General features: G+C 63.2%; 2 protein-coding genes and 2 pseudogenes. 2 read left to right on the forward strand and 2 right to left on the reverse strand.

The features are described from left to right. The first annotated feature begins 287 nt into the window (after positions 1–287). Positions 288–1,458 (forward strand): annotated as a pseudogene (locus tag PSH84_RS17355) (substrate-binding domain-containing protein). A 210-nt stretch (positions 1,459–1,668) separates the two neighbouring features. Further along, a pseudogene (locus PSH84_RS17360) lies at positions 1,669–14,296 on the forward strand (filamentous hemagglutinin family protein). 282 nt (positions 14,297–14,578) lie between these two features. Here PSH84_RS17360 and PSH84_RS17365 read toward each other — a convergent pair. Both PSH84_RS17365 and PSH84_RS17370 read right to left on the reverse strand, forming a co-directional pair. Further along, a complete protein-coding gene (locus PSH84_RS17365; protein WP_305481434.1) occupies positions 14,579–17,050 on the reverse strand; it encodes a bifunctional diguanylate cyclase/phosphodiesterase in 2,472 nt (823 codons plus the stop codon). A gap of 386 nt (positions 17,051–17,436) precedes the next feature. Next, the gene (locus PSH84_RS17370; RefSeq protein ID WP_305481435.1) at positions 17,437–19,236 is read right to left on the reverse strand and encodes a thiamine pyrophosphate-requiring protein; all 1,800 of its coding nucleotides are present in this window, start codon (positions 19,234–19,236) and stop codon (positions 17,437–17,439) included. Positions 19,237–19,519: the final 283 nt, after the last annotated feature.

Consider the following 19,519-nt stretch of genomic DNA (forward strand, 5'->3'; position numbering starts at 1 on the left):
CATGTTTGCGCGCCGCACGACCGCCTGCCGTCGGCTTCCCTGACAACCCTTGTCGTATCCCCGCAAAACCAGCACGGACCCTCAACCCAGAGCGCTCGAACACCCGAGGAAAAAACTCGAAAAACAGCCCTCAGCTCCCGAGGTTTTTTCCTTTATCTGTCACCGGAAGCTGCGAATTTCTAACCCATGGCCTCACCTCATCGCCATCGGCACAGGACCGAGCGCCATGACGGCAAGCATGCGTCACCCAACCTACGTACGAACACGACGATGAAAGGAGATTCTTCATGTTTAAGCGCAACGTTCTCGCGGTATCCCTGACCCTCGCCGGCCTCTGCGCCGCTCAGGCCGCCATGGCTGATGTCAATGGCGGTGGTGCTACCTTGCCTCAGCCGCTGTACCAGACTTCCGGTGTACTGACTGCCGGTTTCGCCCCCTACATCGGCGTAGGCAGCGGTGCTGGCAAGGCCGCTTTCCTGAACAACGATTACACCCGTTTCGTACCTGGTGACACCAGCAAGAACGTGCACTGGGGCGGGCAGCGATTCGAAGCTCACTCCGGCTGAATTGACCAGCTACTCCACCAACCACGCCGCCTGGGGTCCATTGATCCAAGTGCCTTCGGTCGCCACTTCGGTTGCCATTCCTTTCAACAAGACCGGCACTGCCAACGTTAACCTGAGCGTCAACGAGTTGTGTGGCGTGTTCTCCGGCCGCCTGACCGACTGGAGCCAGATCACCGGTTCGGGCCGTACCGGCACGATCACCGTGGTTTACCGTGCAGAAAGCAGCGGCACCACCGAGCTTTTCACCCGCTTCCTGAAGGCGAAGTGCGCTGAAACCGGCACCTTCGAGATCACCACCAACTTCGCTTCCAGCTACAGCGGCGGCCTGCCAGCTGGCGCCGTTTCCGCCACTGGTAGCCAGGCTGTGATGAACGCGTTGAACGCTGCCCAAGGTCGCATCACTTATATGAGCCCGGATTACGCCGCTACCACCCTGGCCGGTCTGGACGACGCCACCAAGGTTGCTCGTGTTGGCGGTGTATCCCCAGCTCCAGCCAACGTATCGGCCGCTATCGCTCTTGTTCCGGTACCTACTGCCGCCAACCGCGCCAACCCGAACGCCTGGGTGCCGGTGTTCGCCGCTACCACCAACCCTAACGATCCAAGTGTCGTGGCTTACCCAACCAGCGGCTATCCGATCCTGGGCTTCACCAACGTGATCTTCAGCCAGTGCTACGCCAACGCCGCCCAAAGCACTCAGGTGCGTGATTTCTTCACCCGCCACTACGGTGCAGTCGCTGCCAACAACAACGATGCCGCCATCACTGCCAACCGCTTCGTGCCGCTGCCAACGACCTGGAAAAACGCCATTCGTGGCAGCTTCCTGACCAGTACCAGCGCTCAAAGCATCGGCAACACCAACGTTTGCAATGGCATCGGTCGTCCGCTGTAACGCCACGCCTGAGCAACACGAAGTATGAATCAGCAACGACGTAAGTCGTTGCTGATTTTTTGCGTATCAACCGTACAACACAGCCACATGAAATTTTCATGACATCCGTTCGGTCCCGAGCGGTTGTAACCGCCTATCCCCTATAACCAACGCTGGCAGCTTGATAGCACTGCGTTGTGCCCCTTAGAGCAAACCGAAAGGATGAGTAGGATGCTGCGCTGCAAACCTCAGACGAAACTGAACGCCCCACGTCGCGATGGCGAGTTGTCGATGTTGCGGCTCAAGCCGCTGGCCCAGGCCATTGCCCTGCTGATGGTGGCCGGCAATGCCCAGGCGGCGACAGCGTTCAGTTCGGCCTGGTTTGCCGCCAAGGGCGCGTCCCAGGCCGGTAGCGCGGGGCGGCCCACGACGGCGCAGCCCGGCATGCCGCCGCCCCTGGCGCAGCAGCAACGGGCCAATACGCAGTTGCAGCGTTCGCTGACCAACCTCAATAACACTGTGGCCGCTATCGCGGCTCAGCAGGCGGCCCAGGCTGCAGGCAGGCAAGCTGCGCTCGGTCAGGTTCAGGTGGTGCCCGACGGTTTGGGCGAGGGCGGGCTCAAGGTCGATAACAGCCTGACCCAGGGTTGGCTCAACGCCAAGGGACCGCAGCAGACCCAAGCCGGCGGCAAGACCACGGTGAAGATCGAACAGACTGCCGACAAGGCGATTCTCAACTGGGAAACCTTCAACGTCGGGCGCAATACCACGGTGGATTTCCAGCAGCAGTCGGACTGGGCCGTGCTCAACCGGGTCAACGACCCTCAAGCGCGACCAAGCCAGATCCAGGGCCAGATCAAGGGCAATGGCACGGTGATGCTGGTCAACCGCAACGGCATCATTTTCAGCGGCAGCAGCCAGGTCAATGTGCGTAACCTGGCGGCGGTGGCGGCCAACATCAGCGATGAGCAATTCGACAAGCGCGGCTTGTACGTCGATGCCACCGGCAGCCAGCCAACCTTCACCGACGCAGCCGGCAAGGTCCAAGTGCAACAGGGCGCACTGATCGAAACCCATCGTGCCGCCACCTCCACGGCCGGGGGCGGCGGCTATGCCTTGCTGCTGGGTAGCGAAGTGGAGAACGCCGGCTCCATCATCACTGCCAAGGGCCAGACCACCCTGGCGGCAGGCGACAGCTTCTACATCCGCCGGGGCCAGGGCACCAGCGGCAACCTGCGTTCCACCACCCGTGGCAACGAGGTCGCGACGTCTCTCAAGCCCGGCAGCAGCGCTGGCACGGTGATCAACAGCGGCCTGATCCAGGCCAGCACCGGCGACATCACCCTCACCGGACACCGGGTCGAGCAGAACGGCGTGGCCGTCGCCACCAGTTCAGTGGACACCCGCGGCACCGTGCACCTGCTCAACGCCTTCAACGACCGCACCGGCAGTGTGACCCTGGGGCAGGGCAGCGCCACCGCAGTGCTGCTCGACGCTGCGGGCGGCAGCGCCCTGAACAGCCAGCGCAACGCCGGGCCCGTCGGCCTGGATGGCACGCCGAACAACCTGATCACCGGCCAGTTCAACAACCTCAGCAGTGTGGTCGACCGCAGCGACCAGTCGGCGGGTCGAGATCGTCAGTGGCGGCAGCGTCGACTTCCAGAACGGCTCCATTACCCTGGCCACCGGCGGCCAGGTCGCGGTAAGCGCCTCCGGTCGCAGCCTGGTGCGCGATGGTGCGGTGATCGATGTGTCCGGCGCCATCGGCGTCAAGGTGGCGATGGAGTCCAACTCCATCAAGGTCAACGTGCAGGGCAACGAACAGCGCGACGCACCGGTCAACCGCGAGGGCGGCAAGCTGACCAACAACGATGTCTGGGTCGATGTGCGTGACTTGATCTATGTGCCGGCGGGCACCAACGGCTACGCCACCGACCGTTGGTACACGGCGGGTGGGCTGTTGGAAGTCGGCGGCTACCTGGGCACCCGGGGCCACAGCATGGGTGAATGGGCCGCCCAGGGTGGCACGCTGACGTTCACCGGCAACGACGTCGTGACTCAGCAGGCGGCGCAGTTGAACCTGTCCGGTGGCACCCTGGATGTGCAGAGCGGTTATGTGCGCCAGTCCTGGCTCAAGGGTCCCAATGGGCGCTTGTATGAATTGTCCAAGGCGCCGGGGGACATCCTCTACAGTGGCATCTACAAGGGCTACGAAGATCACAGCCAGCGCTGGGGCCAGACGGATTACTACTACAACCCGCTGATCGCCCCCCGCGAGCGTTTTGAGGCCGGCTACACCGTCGGCCGTGATGCCGGCAAACTGGTGGTATCGACCCGCAACGCGGTGCTGGAAGGCCAGATTGTCGGTGAGGTCTATCAGGGCGAACGCCAGACCCAGACGCCGAACCTCAACCTCGACGGTTACCAGCAATCGCAAAACGCCGTGGCCCGACGGGCGCAGTTGTGGGTGGGCAGCTACACGCCGATCTACGACAAGACCAGCGGTGTAATCAACAGCGGCCTGAACCCCACGCTCGATCAGGTCACCGTCGGTAAGGTGGCCAACAAAATTGCTGCGGGCCTGGACCTGACATCGGTGGTCGGCACTGATCGGCAAGGCAAACTGGTTCTGGATAACGATCTGCTCAACGGCTTCCAACTCGGCGCGGTCAAGGTCGCGGCGCTTGAGGGCATCAAGGTCGAGGGGGCACTCAAGGTCGCCGATGGCGGCGACATCACGCTTTATGCACCGCAGGTCGAGGTGAATGCCGACCTGACGGCCCGCAGCGGTCGCATTGCCTTGGGTAACGTGCTTAAACAGGTCAGAACCGACAATTTCCAGATGGGAGACGTCGTGCTTTCGCCCGGCACAGGTCAGCGTGCGGTGGTCACGTTGGGCGAGGGCGTGACGTTGAACACCGCTGGCCGGTGGAGCAACCTGCTGCTTGACGGCAACGATCACCAGAACCTGCCGTTTATCAACGGCGGCACCGTGTCCGTGCGCAGCGACAACATAGATGTGCGCCAGGGCAGCCTGATCGACGTCAGCTCCGGCGCCGCGGTCATGGCCGATGGCAAGACCCGCGGTGGTAAGGGCGGGGACCTGACCCTGACGGCGATTACCAGTACGTCGTCAGACAGCGGCGACTTGAGCCTGGGTGGTGAACTGCGCGGCACCGGCGTGAGCGGTGGCGGGACCTTGAAGCTGGCGGCCAATAAAGTGCTGATCGGCAACAGCGGCTCGGCGCTTGAACCGGGCACCCTGCAACTGGGTGGCGATTTCTTCGACAAGGGTTTCTCGGCCTATGACATCACTGGCAACGAAGGCCTGACCGTGGCCGACGGGACCCGGGTCGATGTGACGATGCCGGTGTACCGCTTTGGCGAGCAGGCGTTGAGCACCGGCAGCGATGCAGAGCCGGCCGAGGCTTTGCAGCGCTGGACGCCGCAGCTGTACCAGGAAGATGCGATCAAAGGCGTCCTGACCCAGCGTCGCGGCGCAAGCCTGAGCCTCACTGCCGGTACCGCGAACTCCAGCGCCGCCGACATGGCGAGCACGGTGTTGAACCTGGGCAAGGGCAGCGTGATCAGCGTCGATCCGGGGCAGGGCATCGACGTGCGCAGCATCGGTCAACTGACTGCCAACGGCACCCTTAATGCGTGGGGCGGGCGGGTCAGCCTCACCGGGTTGAGCGTCATCGGTGCCCAGGGTGAAGCCGTCAACGCTCAGGGCCACGGTCGCTCCATCTGGCTGGGCGAACAGGCACTGATCGACGTCTCCAGTCGGGCCGTGACCGCCCAGGATATGCGCGGTCAGACCTATGGCCTGGTGCGTGATGGCGGGCAGATTGTCATCGGCGGCCAGATCGATGCCACAAAGGGTTCGGCTTCCGCATCCGAACTGTTTGTCGTGGTGCGCGACGGCGCGCGTCTGCAAGCGGATGGCAGCCAGGCGGTGCTGGATATTCCTGGCCAGGGACGCACGTCGGTGGCGAGCGATGGCGGCAGTATTTCCCTGGCGTCGGCCAATGGTTTGTACCTGGACGGCGAGTTCAGCGCTCGTTCGGGGGGCACGGGGGCGGCAGGGGGCAGTTTGTCGGTGGCACTGGAAACGCCGTATTACCGCAACGATGCGGTCAGTGATCGGGTCTTGCAAGTGCGTGAGCTGGTGCTGGGGCAAAACGCCCAGGCGACCCTGCTGGGCGACACGGCCGAGACCTCGGCGGATTCACTGGTCTACGGTCGCGGTCGCTTAGGCGTGGACCAGGTCCAGTCGGGCGGCTTCGACAGCCTTGCCTTGTTGAGCAATGGCCTGTTGAGCGTCGATGGCGACGTGTCACTGTCTCTGGGCCAAAGCCTGAGCCTGTATGCCCGCAGCTTTGGGCCGAGCGCAAACGCGCCAGCCAATACCCGGGTCCAACTCAATGCCTCCCATGTGCTGCTGTCCGGGCCGGCGGCCGCTCGACCGAATATGGACGGGTATACTCGGCCAGCGGTCGAGGGCGGCGGTGTGTCGCTGTTGGCAAACAAGGCAGTGTTTTCCGTTAACGCAGACCTGCTGGATGTACAGGGCAGTGTGATATTCAGCGGCAAAGGCACGCTGAAGCAGGCAGACGGCAGTACCGTCGAGCTGGAGCGCGCCGGTTTCGACCGGGTTCAATTAAACAGTCGGGGTGATATTCGATTCCTGGCCGGATTCTCTGGCGCCTATATGCCCGAAGGCTTCACTACCCAATTGCTGACCCCTTCGGACATGATCTTGCAAGCGGCGCAGTTGTATCCCGCGACCGGGGTCGGCGCACGGATATTGGCAGGATATGGCTGGGGCACTGAACCCGGTAGCGGCATGATTCTCTATGATCCGGCGCGTAGCCTGGTCATCGGACGCACCACACAGGTAGCACCTCAAGTGCCTTATTCGGTGTTCGGTCGCTTGCAACTGGGTAGCGCCAAGATCGAACAAGGTGGTGTTGTCCGTGCACCTTTGGGGTTGCTTGAAATCGGTACAAACGACAGCTTGGCGGGTGTATCGGCTCGAGTAGACTTGTTGCCGGGCAGCCTGACTTCGGTCAGCGGCCTGGGGTTGGTGCTGCCTTATGGTGGCACTGTCGATGGGCAGAGCTATCAGTACGCTGGAAAGAAGGTTGTGTTGCTAGGGCAAGGAGCGACTGCCGGCAATGGTGACCTGAATATCGGCGTGATTCTCGGCGGCAAGTCGGTGGCGGCCCAGGAAGGCTCGGTGCTCGATCTTTCGGGTGGTGGTGAATTGCTCGGCGCCGGTTTTATCTCTGGCCGAGGCGGTTCCACCGATGCTCGCTTCAACCCGCTGGTACAAATCGGCGCGAACGGCGGTTTCACCTTGCCGGGATTGTCCAGCAACCCGGTCTACGCCATCGTGCCGGGCAACCAGAGCCTATATGCGCCAGTCGCCCCCGAAGGCGGCGCAGTGGACCCCAGGGTAGGCCAGCAAATTACCATTGGTGCCGGCGTTCCGGGATTGGCCGCAGGTACCTATACCTTGATGCCCTCCACCTACGCCTTGTTGCCGGGAGCTTTCCGGGTCGAGGTCAATGGCTTGGCGGGCCAGGGGGTGACAACGGCTGCGCAGCAGATGCGCAACGGCTCCTGGACCACCGCTGGGGTACTGTCGGTGGCTAATACCGGGCAGCGCAACAGTTTGTCCAGCCAGGTCATCCTGACGTCGGGAGAGGTGCTTCGCCGCTATTCGCAATACAACGAAACCAGCTACGCCCAGTTTGCCGTGGCCGACGCCGGACGCCTGGGTGTCCCCAGGGCTTTATTGCCTGTGGATGCCAAGACTTTGAAGCTGAACCTGGCCAAGGGCGCGGGGGATCAGGCGTTCTCCTTCAAGGGGATTGGCAAGTTCGCGCCTCAGAAGGGTGGGTACGGCGGTACCGTTGCAGTGGTGGGGGGCACCGGTAGCGCGCTGGAAGTCGTTGCTGACGGACGCGGGGCCACGGCCGGTTTCGAAGGTGTGACCCTCAATGCCGGAAGCCTCAATGCGTTGAACGCATCGCGCCAAGTGATCGGCGGCCAGTTTTCAATTCTGTATGGCCAGGGGGGTAACTACATCACGCCGCAAAGGGTCTCCCGCAGTGTGACTGTGCGTGAAGGCGCGACTCTGGCGGCACCGGAGGTTTTTCTGCTGACCGACGGTGGCGAGCTCTTGGTGGAGCAAGGCGCAGCCATCAACACCATCGGGCAGGGCAAGGCAGCGTACGATGCCCGTGATGGTTTTATCTATAACCTCAATGTGAGGAACCAGAATTACAACATGCTGGCGGCTTCCAACGGCTTGCTCAATGTGTTGGCTCCGCAGTCGGGTTCCACGGGTTCGGTCAATATTGGCGGTTGCAGCCTGACACCGTGCACCGGCGTGACGAAGATTCACTCCGAAGGCAGCATCGTTGCCGCCTCGGGCAGCAGCCTGGAACTGGACGACCAAGTGCGCTATGGCACCCGTCATCTGACGCTGGCCCTGAGCAACATCAACGTCGGCACTGCCCAGGCACTCAGCGACGCGGCGACGCGCCAGGTCTTGCCAGCGGGTCTGACCTTGAGCCAGGCCGTGCTTGATCGCCTGTTGCGTGGCGACACCGAATATGGCGCACCGGCCCTGGAAACCCTGGAGCTGTCGGCCCGCGAGGCGTTGAACTTCTACGGAACTGTCAGCCTCGACACTTATGACCCGGTCACCGGCAAATCGCGTCTGAGCAACCTGATGCTCAGCACCCCGGCCCTCTATGGTGCCGGCAACGCCAATGACGTGGCGACCATCCGCACCGCCAACCTGATCTGGAACGGTGGCGTCGATGCACCGGGTTCGGTGATTACCGGCGGGGCTGGCACCGGCGCCGGTCGCCTGGACATCCAGGCCCGGCGCATCGAGTTCGGTTACGGTGCCTTTACCCAACCCAGCTCTATCACCACTCTGGATCGCCTGGCACTGGGGTTCGCCAACGTCAACCTCAGCGCCAGCGAACGTGTGACCGCCAATCACAAGGGCAGCCTGGCGGTGTATCAGAGCCAGGGCGCCTATGACGCGAAAACGGGCTACGCCTACAGCGGCGGCAACCTGAGTATCCTCACGCCGTTGCTCACCGGTGAAGCGGGATCGGTCAACCGCATCACAGCCGGCGGCGCGGTCAATGTAACTGGCACGACCGCCAAGCCGAGCGCTGTCTCCGGGCTTGGGGGCGAGCTGTCCCTCAAGGGAGCGAGCCTCAACCTCGCCAGCGCAGTGGTGTTGCCCAGCGGCAAGCTCACCCTCAGCGCGACGGATGACCTGACCCTGACGGATGCGGCGCAAATCGACCTGGCTGGGCGCGCAGTCACCTTTAACGATGTGACGCGTTACAGTGCCGGTGGCGAGGTGATCCTGCAAAGCCGCAACGGCAATATCCGCCAAGCGGATGGCTCAAGCATCGACCTCTCGGCCCGTAACAATCAGGCTGGCCGGCTCAGTGCCGTGGCCCTGGACGAGGCCGCCGGGATCGTTGATTTGCAGGGGCGGATTCTCGGCAACAGCACGGGCGAATATGACGCCGGCGGCACCGCCATGCCGTACCTGGCCGGCGGCGTGGAAATCCAGGCGCAGCGCCTGGGCGACAGCGGTAACCTCAGCGAGCAGTTTGTGGCCTTGAACCAACGGTTGAACGACGGGCAGGTGTTCGGCTCCCGTGGCTTCCAGCTCAAACAGGGCGACCTGGTGATCGGCAACGAACTCAAGGCCTCGACCATCAGCGTGTCGGTCGACAACGGAAACCTGTTGGTCAATGGCAAGGTAGACGCCAGCGGCGAACGGGTCGGCAGCATCCGGCTCGCCGCCGGGCGCTCCCTGACCCTGGGCAGTAACGCGGTGCTCGATGCCCATGGCAACCGCCTGCGGGTGGACAGCTACGGCAAGATCATCGACTCGCCGAACCGCGCCATGGTCGACCTGACATCCCGGGGCGGTGTACTGACATTGGCCGACGGTGCGCGCATCGATCTGCGCCATGGCACCGCGGCGTCTGCGGGACAGCATGATGGTCGCGCTCGCGGCACCCTGGAACTCAATGCCCGGCGCGCCGGGCCAGATGCCACCCATGGTGACATCGCCATCGACGCCAGCGGGAACCTGGATATCCAGGGCGCTCGCTCGATTGCCGTCAACGGTATGTGGCAGTACAGCGATGCCGACTATGGCAGCGATCCGGCGGCAAGTGGCCGTCCTTATCAGGTCATCGACCAGGACTACCTGAAAGACATACATGACGACAGCACCAAGTTCATCAAAGCCGCGCTGGACAACGGCGACCTGATGCAACGCAAGCTCGCCGGCCTGAACAACACGCGTTATGCCGATGCGTTCCACCTGCGGCCCGGTGTCGAGATTGTCAGCGCCACGGCCGACGGCGACCTGGTAGTGCAGGGAGACCTGGACCTGTCCCGTTATCGCTACGCCAGTGTGAACCCTCACACGCAGAAAACCGACATATACGGTTCCGGCGAGGCCGGTGCGCTGACCCTGCGCGCCGGTGGCGACTTGAGCATCTACGGCAGCATCAACGACGGTTTCGCGCCACCGCCGCCCACGCAGGATGACAAAGGCTGGGTGCTGCTGCCCGGCATCGATTTCACCGGTGGCGACATCGTCGTTCCCGGTGCCGGCGTGACGCTGGCCGACGGTACGGCGTTCCCGGCGGGAACCACACTCAACTACGACTTGCCGATCAAAGATGTGACCCTGGCTGCCGGCACCCGGTTGCCAGTGGCGGCGATCCTGGAACAACCCTTGGAACTGCCGGCCGGCACGGTATTGGCGGCAGCGGTGCACGACGCCTCCGGTAACCTGCTGTTTGCCGCAGGCACTTTGCTGAGCCGGGCCCAGACCCTCGAAGCCGGCTCGCAGTTGGGCGCCGGCAGCGTGTTGAGCGGTGCCGCCGCACTGCGCGGTTTCACCTGGCCCAAGGGCGTGGCGCTGCCCAACGTGGCAAACGCGGGCAATGCGCAGACCAATATCCTCAAGCTCGAAGGCAACCTGGTCTTGAACCGCGGTTCGCTGCTTCCGTCCGGCACCGACGTGAAGTTACCGGATGGCGTCGAATCGGTGCAGTTGCGTCCAGAGATTGCGGGCAGCGATGGCCGCATGTGGGCCATCGCTCCCATGCTCGCCGAGGGTTCTCAATCCTGGTCGTTGAGATTGGTGGCCGGGGCCGACACGACGGCTGCGGACAGCCGGATCGTCCAGCCTGAACCGGTCCATGGCGACTTGCGTTTCGCCGACAGCCACTACGGCATGTTCGGTGTGCTCGTACCCGGAAAGGGCAGCCTCATATGGACCGAGGCGGGCGTAGAGGACATGTTGAACAACGGGGTCACGGTCGAACTGGGCCAGCCTGTCGACGAAACCATCTTTCGCGATATTTTCGGTTACGAATCGGCCGAAGCTTTTTGTGCTGATTTTGGTGGCAATTGCACGCTCCAGGCTTCTTACAAATGGACCAAGTCAGCAGAGGAACAGCTGGCAAATTCAGGCTTCGAGGTCAAGGCCGGTGAGCTGATCAGCCAGGCCGCGGCACAATTTTTCCAATTCGATTCAGTCCAGTCGTTTTGCGACGCAGTACCGGAAATTTGTACACCCGCTGACGGGGAATACAAACCGGTTGCCGGCAGTGTCCGTCCAAGTGTCCTCCGCACCGGCACCGGCGACCTGGAACTGCTGAGCGGTGGCAGCCTGCGCATGGATTCGTTGTTCGGGATCTATACCGCCGGCATCTCGTCGGCGCCGACGTTCCCGGGCGATCCCTACAACCAGCCCAAGGCCTTGGGCGGCAACGACACGGTGCTCAACGACGAGGATGGCAGCAATGAAAGGCTGGTCGATGGCGGCACTGAAAGTCTCTATCGCGCCTGGTATCCGGACGCGGGCGGTAACCTGTTGCTTAAGGTCGGCGGTGACCTCAGCGGTAATCTGACCGCGCCTGTCAACTCTAACGGGCGACCGAACCCTACCGACATGGGCCAGGATTCGGCCAATGTGGGCAATTGGCTCTGGCGCCAGGGCAATGGTGATTCAGCGAACAGCCAGCCGACCGCTTGGTGGATCAACTTCGGTAGCTATACCGCGTCGACGATGTCGGATGGCGCTGATCAAATGGCCGCTTTCACCGGATTCGGGACCTTGGGCGGCGGTGATCTGGATGTACAGGTGAAGGGTGACGCGGGTGTGTTGAACCGACTTGCCGGTAGCGACTTCAATTCAAACATCAACGCTCGTAGCCAGGGGCTGCTGCTGGCTGTGGGCAGCACCGGGCGCGTAGGCGCCGATGGCAGCCTGCAACTGACCGGTGGCGGTGATCTCAATCTGCGTGTGGGTGGCGCTTTGAATCCCGAGAGCCTGTTCGTGAACGGGCATCTCAACGGTGCGGTCATCAACCTGCGGGGGCACGCGCAGATCGATAGCGGCGCCATCGGTCGAATCGACCTTCAATATGGCAATGCTGTCTCAGCACAGTCCCCTGGAGAAACGCGGGCCTACGATTCCTTTAAGTCCACACGAGGATCTGCAACGGGTGGGCTGACCCTCATGCCGGGCGACGCTACCTTTGATGTGACAACTTTGGGCGACCTTGTCGTGATGGACGTCGCCGACCCGGGCCGGGCGCCGATGATGAGTGTGTCGCCCTTCAAAAATGGTGCGACTAACGGATCGGGTGTGAGCTGGTTCACGCTGTGGACGGCCAATACCGCGATCGACTTGTGGTCGTCGGGAGGTAACCTGACGCCTTTTACCTTCAGTACCGCAACGGATCTGGCGGTGGTCTACCCATCGATCCTGAGAGCTGTGGCGGCCAGTGGCAGCCTTTACTATGGGGAGTCCTCGGCATTGTATGGAACAGCCTACAACGGCGACAATCGTCCAGCCCTTTTGCTTGCTCCCGGCGTCAATAGTGAACTGCAATTCATGGCCGGCGACTCCATCTACGGTGGCGATATGTCGGTCAGTCGTTCCGGTGCATCGTCCGCAGCCCTGGCCACACCGTTTCGGCCGGCCTTTGCCGGTATCGTCGATGGTTTCGTCATAAAGACCAGCAATCTCTCAGCCGATGGCAACCCCGCTCGCCCTAGTGCGAACATATTGCCGCTGTTTGCCTTTGACACCAGCAGCGCTTCCAGCGAATGGGCCCTCAATGTCGATCCTGCTCGCTTCTATGCGCTTGAAGGTGACTTGCTGGCAGTCGCCACTGGACGGTCGATGACATCAGCCTCTACGGGCAGATGGCCGGGGCGAATCGCATACGAAGGCGCCGGACCTGTACGGATGATGGCTGGGCGAGACATTGTCAGCAGTGGCATACCGCTGGGCGGGTCTCTGAATGAGAACTCCGACGTGGGTAATTACACCACCACCGGCAACCTCTTCATCCACAACACCCCCACCGACATCTCCATCGTCTCGGCCGGGCGCGACATCCTCTACAGCACCTTCAACGTTGCCGGCCCCGGCCTGCTGGAAATCACCGCCGGGCGCAATATCCTGATGGACGACAAGGTCAGCATCACCAGCCTCGGCGCGGTGGTGCCCGGGGATGCGCGCCCCGGAGCGAGCCTGGTGCTGCAAGCCGGCGCGGGGCTCAACGGGGCGGATTACGAGCGCTTCGTCAAGGCGTACCTGGACCCGGCGAACCAGGCCCTGGCCGGTGTGCCCCTGGCGAACCAGGACGGCAAGGTCGCCAAGACCTACGAGGCGGAACTGGTGGATTGGCTGGACAAACGCTTCGGCTTCAGCGGCGACACCGAGCAGGCCCGCAGCTACTTCGCGGCGCTGCCGGCCGAGCAGCAGCGGGTGTTTGCCCGGGATGTGTACTTTGCCGAGCTCAAGGCCGCTGGTCGTGAGTACAACGAGGCGGGCGGCGTGCGTCAGGGCAGCTACCTGCGCGGGCGGGAAGCTATCGACTTGTTGTTCCCGAGCAAGGATGTGGCGGGCAATGCGATCACCTACAAGGGCGACATCACGATGTTCGGCGGGGCGGGGGTGCACACCGATTTTGGTGGCAGTATCCAGATGCTGACCCCGGGTGGCGGGCAGACGTTCGGCATCGAAGGCAACGCGCCGCCGTCCACCGCCGGGGTCATTACCCAGGGCGAGGGCGATATCCAGTTGTACGCGCAGAACAGCATTCTGCTGGGGCAGAGTCGGATCATGACCACCTTCGGCGGCTCGATCCTCGGCTGGTCGGCCCAGGGCGATATCAACGCCGGTCGGGGTTCGAAGACCACCGTGGTGTACACGCCGCCCAAGCGCTTGTACGACACCTGGGGCAACGTGACCCTGTCGCCGTCGGTGCCGAGCACCGGCGCGGGTATCGCCACCCTCAACCCGATTGCCGAAGTGGCGGCGGGGGATATCGACCTGATCGCGCCGTTGGGCACCATCGACGCGGGCGAGGCCGGGATCCGGGTGTCGGGCAACGTGAACATCGCGGCATTGACCGTGGTGAACGCAGCCAACATCCAGACCCAGGGCAAATCCTCCGGCGTGCCGCTGGCGGCCTCGGTGAACACCGGGGCCATCACCTCGGCCAGTTCGGCGGCGTCCTCGGCGACGCAAGCGGCTGAGGATGTGGCCCGTCAGCAACAGAACGCCGCGCGGCAGAACCAGGCGTCGGTGTTTACCGTGCAGGTGGTGAGTTTTGGCTCCGAGCAACTGGCCCCGTCACGCGATGGTGCCAGCCGCGAAGCGCCTCGGGCCTATGATCCGGCCAGCCCGGTGCAGGTCCTGGGCGCGGGACCTTTGGACGAGCAGAGCCGCCAGCGGCTGACCGAGGAGGAGCGGGGGCGGTTGAGTTTGTAGGGATTGAGCTTGCGGTGAGGTTGGCTGTGCTGGCGTCATCGCGAGCAAGCTCGCTCCCACAGGGATCTAGGGGTGTTCATGAGTTTTTGCATGCACCCCTTGCCCATTGTGGGAGCGGGCTTGCTCGCGAAGGCGTTGGACCTGCTGGCATATATGTTGGCTGTGCTGGCGTCATCGCGAGCAAGCTCGCTCCCACAGGGTCATTGGGTGACCTCAGGTTTTGGGTCCGATACAGGCCCATTGTGGGAGCGAGCTTGCTCGCGATAGCGGTGGAGAAGTGGGTTACAGCCACCGCGGCGTGGTGAAGAACGAGGCCATTTCCGAGCGGGCCAGGGCCGCGCCGAAGTAGGGGCCTTGGACATGGTCGCAGGCCACGTTGCGCAGTTGGCTGAATTGCCGGGCGTTTTCGATGCCTTCGGCGGTGACCATGAGCCCTACGCTGCGGCTCAAGCGGATCATCGCCAGGACGCCCTCCTTGTCGTCCTCCAGGCCCAGCTGCGAGAGGATGTTGCGATCGAAGCGGATGCCATCGAACGGCTGGTTCAGTACTTCGCGAAGGGAGGCGATGCTGGTGCCGAATTTGTCTATGTTGATCCGCACGCCGAGGTCCTTGAGCGCATGGAGGGTGCTGGCGACGGTCTTGTGGTCGGCCAGCAGGACGCCTTCGGCCACTTCCAGGGTCAGCCGCTGAGGCGCCAGGCCGCTTGCTTCGAGGGCTTCTTGCACCTGGTTGAGCAGGAAGCTGCTGTTGAACCACCGGGGGGAAACCGCGATGGAGACATTGACGGCGTTCGGCCAGGTCGCGGCCTCTTCACAGACGTTGATCAACATCCAGGTGCCCAGCTCCTCCAGTTGGCCAGAGGTTTCGGCCACCGGTATGAAGTCGGCCCCACCCAGTTCACCTTTCTCGGGATGGTGCCAGAAGGTCTGGGCTTCGAAACCGTGCAGTTGCTCGGCGCTCACGTCGAAGCGCGGCAAGTAGCGCAGTTCCAGTTGATCCCGTTGCATGGCGTCGCGCAGTTGCTGCTCGTATTGCCGCCGGTCGCGGGCCAGGTTGCCCATGGCTTCCACGTACACGCGCCAGGTGTTGCGGCCCGCGGCCTTGGCCGCATACAAGGCGATATCGGCGTGGCGCAACAATTCATCGGCCCGTTCGTCACCGGGCTGCGACCAGGCGACACCGATGCTCACCCCCAGGTACAGCGTATTGCCGTCCAGGTGCATGGGCCGTTGCATGCAGTCGATCAGTCGTTCACAGAGTTGATCGAGATTGTCGGCGTCGCCGGGGTCGGGCATGACGATGACAAACTCATCACCGCCCAGGCGTGCCACCAGATCGGTGCCACGCACGTTTTGCTGGAGAATATGCGCCACTTCCTTGAGCACTTTATCGCCCACGGCATGGCCCAGGGAGTCGTTGACCGGCTTGAACCGGTCCATGTCCAGGTTCAGCAGCGCCAGGGGCGGGCGATCAGGTCGGCCCAGGTGTTCACGCAGGCAATCGAACAAACGGTTGCGATTGGCCAGCCCGGTCAGCGGATCGTGCAAGGAAAGGTGCTTGATCTGGGCCAGCGCCCGCAACTCGTCGGTGATGTCGGTGGCGGTGCCGCGAAAACCCAGGGTGCCGGCCTCGATGGCCCGTACCGAGAGTTTGCAGGTGCGGATGCGCTGGTTGCGCGCGGTGTACTCGCACAGCAGCGGCGCCGATGAGAGGCTGTTGGCACCGCCGAGCAGCCATTGGGCAATCGAGATCGAGCCGCCATGGGGGTGGAGCAACCGGTGCAGGGGTTTGCCCAGCCATTCCGTAGGGTTGAACCCGGTCACTTGTTCGAAGCGTTCCGACAGATAGGTCAGGGTCCCGGTCGAATCGACCTCCCACAACCAGTCGGAGGAGACTTCGGCAATGTCGCGGAAACGTTCTTCACTGCGTTCCAGCGCCTTGCGGTGAGCCAGCAGCAGGCTGGCGTATTGGCTTTCCTGGGCGCGAAGCATCACCAAGGCATGGCGCAGAACGGCCAGGGCCAGGATCCCCAGCACCAGTAACGCCACGGCCAGCAACGGCAGCAGGATCTTGCGCAGGTCCTGGCCCGGGGTTTGTGGTCGCCAGGCCAGGGCCTCCAGGGTCAGGTCGTCGAGCAGCAGTTGGGCGGTATCGGCTGGGCCCGGTGTCCTGGCGATATGGGCATCGGGCAGGGCGAAGTTCTGCGCCAGGTTTTCCAGGGCGCCGGGGTCCAGGACCTTGACGAAGAGCATCAGGCTGGGCGGGCCGGGAATTTGCGCCACGCTGTTGTCTGTGCCGGTGGTGATGGCGGACACGGCGACGAACGCTGGGGCGTCTTCGTGATGCAGCATCTCGACGACCACTTCGTCGTGATTTTCCTCGGTGCTGGCTTTGCTCCACAGGGCGCGCAGGTCACCGGCCAGCCAGGTGTCGGCATCGACGTCGCTCATCTGGCCATCGATCACCGAATAGACGGTCTTGCCGGTCGGGGAAATGACAAACACCGCCTGGTAACCGTAGAGCGAATACACGCTGCTGCCGACGTTTTCCTGGTCATAGGCCCATTCCTTGTCGACCTCGACATGCAGGTGCCGGTAGGCGTCGCTCCACTTGGAATAGTCGCTCAGGTCCCGGCCGATGCCGGTGCGAATCCCCTCGATGGCCCGCTGGGCGAAAAACAGGCTCTGCTCACGGGCGCGCCGATCCTGGGCGCCGGTGATGTTGAGCAGCACGGCGATCGCCAAGGCGGACATGACAAACAGCAGGAGCATGATGGCCGGAAAAGTGCGACGGGTGAAGCTACGGGTTGGCGAGCCCGGGGAGAGGACAGTCGAGTCATTGCCAGCATTTTCAATCCTAAAGATAAGTCATCAGCCAAAAAGCGATTTCACCCGCACCTGTCTTATATCGGCGGGTGGGCTGATTTACTGAGTCGTGTTAACGAAGGGGCCGACAGGCTGCGTTGTTTTCCTCCTGTGCGGGTCTTGAAACGCATGAGCTGGGCAGCGACTGGCCCCCGGTCACGGCCCTGCCACCATCGGTTGCAAGGCACGGCCAGCCATCCCCACAGCACGCAGAACATCAGCCGCGGGGACGGTTCATAGTGACGATGCAGCTCAACGGCGGCATCGCGTCAGCCTCACTCTTTATCCGTGCGATGACCCGGCAGCAGGCTGCTCAATACCTGCTTGGCGGTCTCGACCACGATGCCTCGCTCGTTCGGGTCGCCCTGGAGCAGGGTCGAGGCAAACTTCTTCGCCTGTTCCAGCTTGATGTGCGGCGGCAGCGGTGGAACGTCGGGGTCGGTGCGAAATTCGATCAGCACCGGACGATCCGCCATCAGCGCGGTTTCCCAGGCCGTGGCCACGTCGTCCTCATGCAGCACCAGGATGCCCTTCAGGCCAATGGATTCGGCGAACAGGTGGTAGGGCACGTCGGGGATGTCCTGGGAGGCGGCGAATTTCGGATCGCCCTCCATGACCCGCTGTTCCCAGGTGACCTGGTTCAAATCCCGATTGTTGAACACCGCGCAGATCCAGCTGCCGTTGGCCCAGGTGCGCCAGTATTTGGCGACGGTGATCAGCTCGGCCATGTTGTTCATCTGCATGGCGCCGTCGCCCACCAGGGCGATCACCGGCCGCTCCGGATGACAGAACTTCGCCGCGATGGCATAAGGCACGGCCGCGCCCATCGACGCCAGGCCACCGGACAGCGAACACATCATGCCGCGACGGATCTTGATGTCCCGGGCGAACCAGTTGGCGCAGGACCCGGAATCGCAGGTGATGATGGCGCGGTCCGGCAGCCGCGGCGACAGTTCGAAGGTGACCCGTTGCGGGTTGATCGGCTTGGCGGATACCCGGGCGCGTTTTTCCAGGGTCCGGTCCCAGCGTTCGCGCCAATGTTCGATTTTCTTGCGCCAGGCGCGGTCGGGTTTTTCTTCGATCAGCGGCAGCAGGGCGCGCAAGGTGTCGACGCTGTCGCCGTGCAGGTTGACTTCCATGGGGTAGCGCAGGCTGAGCATGTCCGCCTGAATGTCGATCTGCACGCCCCGGGCCTGGCCTTCAGGGGGCAGGAACTCGGCGTAGGGGAAGCCGGAGCCGATCATCAGCAACGTGTCGCAGCCGGCCATGAGGTTGTCGCTGGGCTCGGTGCCGAGCAGGCCGATGGTGCCGGTGACCCAGGGCAGGTCATCGGGCAGGGCGGCCTTGCCCAGCAGCGCCTTGGCCACGCCAGCGCCAAGTTTCTCGGCGATGGCGATCACTTCGTCGGTGGCGTGCAGCGCGCCGGCACCGACCAGGATGGCGACTTTCTTGCCGGTATTGAGGACCTCGGCGGCTTTGCGCAGGTCCTCTTCGTAGGGGACGATGCTGGGCTTGCGGTAGCCGGCGCCGGAGTGAACCGTACCGTGCTTGTGGCGCGGCGCGGTGTATTCCATGTCTTGCAGGTCGTTCGGCAGGATCAGCGCCGTGACCCGGCGCTCGCCCACCGCCGTGCGTACGGCACGGTCCACCAGGTGGCGCACCTGGGCGGGCACGCTGGCTTGCTGCACGAACGCTCCGGCCACGTCCTTGAACAGGCTGACCAGGTCCAGTTCCTGCTGGTAATGCCCGCCCAGCGCGGCGCGGGCCTGTTGGCCGCAGATGGCGAGCACGGGCATGTGGTCCATCCGGGCGTCGTAGAGGCCAGTCACCAAGTGGGACGCGCCGGGCCCGGAGGTGGCGATGCAGACCCCCAGCTCGCCGGTGAACTTGGCGTGGGCGCAGGCCATGAACGCGGCCATTTCCTCGTGGCGGGCCTGGATGAAGCGGATTTTTCCCTCGGCGCGGTTCAAGGCGCCAAACACGCCGTTGATGCCATCGCCCGGATAGCCATAGATGCGGCGAACCCCCCATTCATAAAGACGTTCCACCAGAAAATCACCGACGGTCATGCTCATGTCTGTCCCTCGTTTCAGGCCGCGGGCGCTTGGCGCGACGCGCAGCGGTTGACGTTCATACAGGACTTGACCGGTGCAGGCCTTCCAAGGTTTCGATTTTTTCAACGCCAGGGACCTGAGGCCGGGCGGGCGTGTATCGCAATGTGTACCGCACCGGCCCAGATACACCTGCTTGACGAAGGCCCGGGCCGGCGACACAGGCCGGATACACACCGGCGATTAACTACGCCAGCCAGCCGACACCGAGCTTCGGTGCGGGTGACTGGCGCCTTAATCGTCAATC

This window comes from Pseudomonas beijingensis (assembly GCF_030687295.1).
Lineage (GTDB): Bacteria > Pseudomonadota > Gammaproteobacteria > Pseudomonadales > Pseudomonadaceae > Aquipseudomonas > Aquipseudomonas beijingensis.

Excerpts from the sequence above, each read along its gene's own strand:
- PSH84_RS17370 (WP_305481435.1), bottom strand. The coding sequence starts at position 19,236 with ATGAGCATGACCGTCGGTGATTTTCTGGTGGAACGTCTTTATGAATGG.
- PSH84_RS17365 (WP_305481434.1), bottom strand. The coding sequence starts at position 17,050 with ATGTCCGCCTTGGCGATCGCCGTGCTGCTCAACATCACCGGCGCCCAG.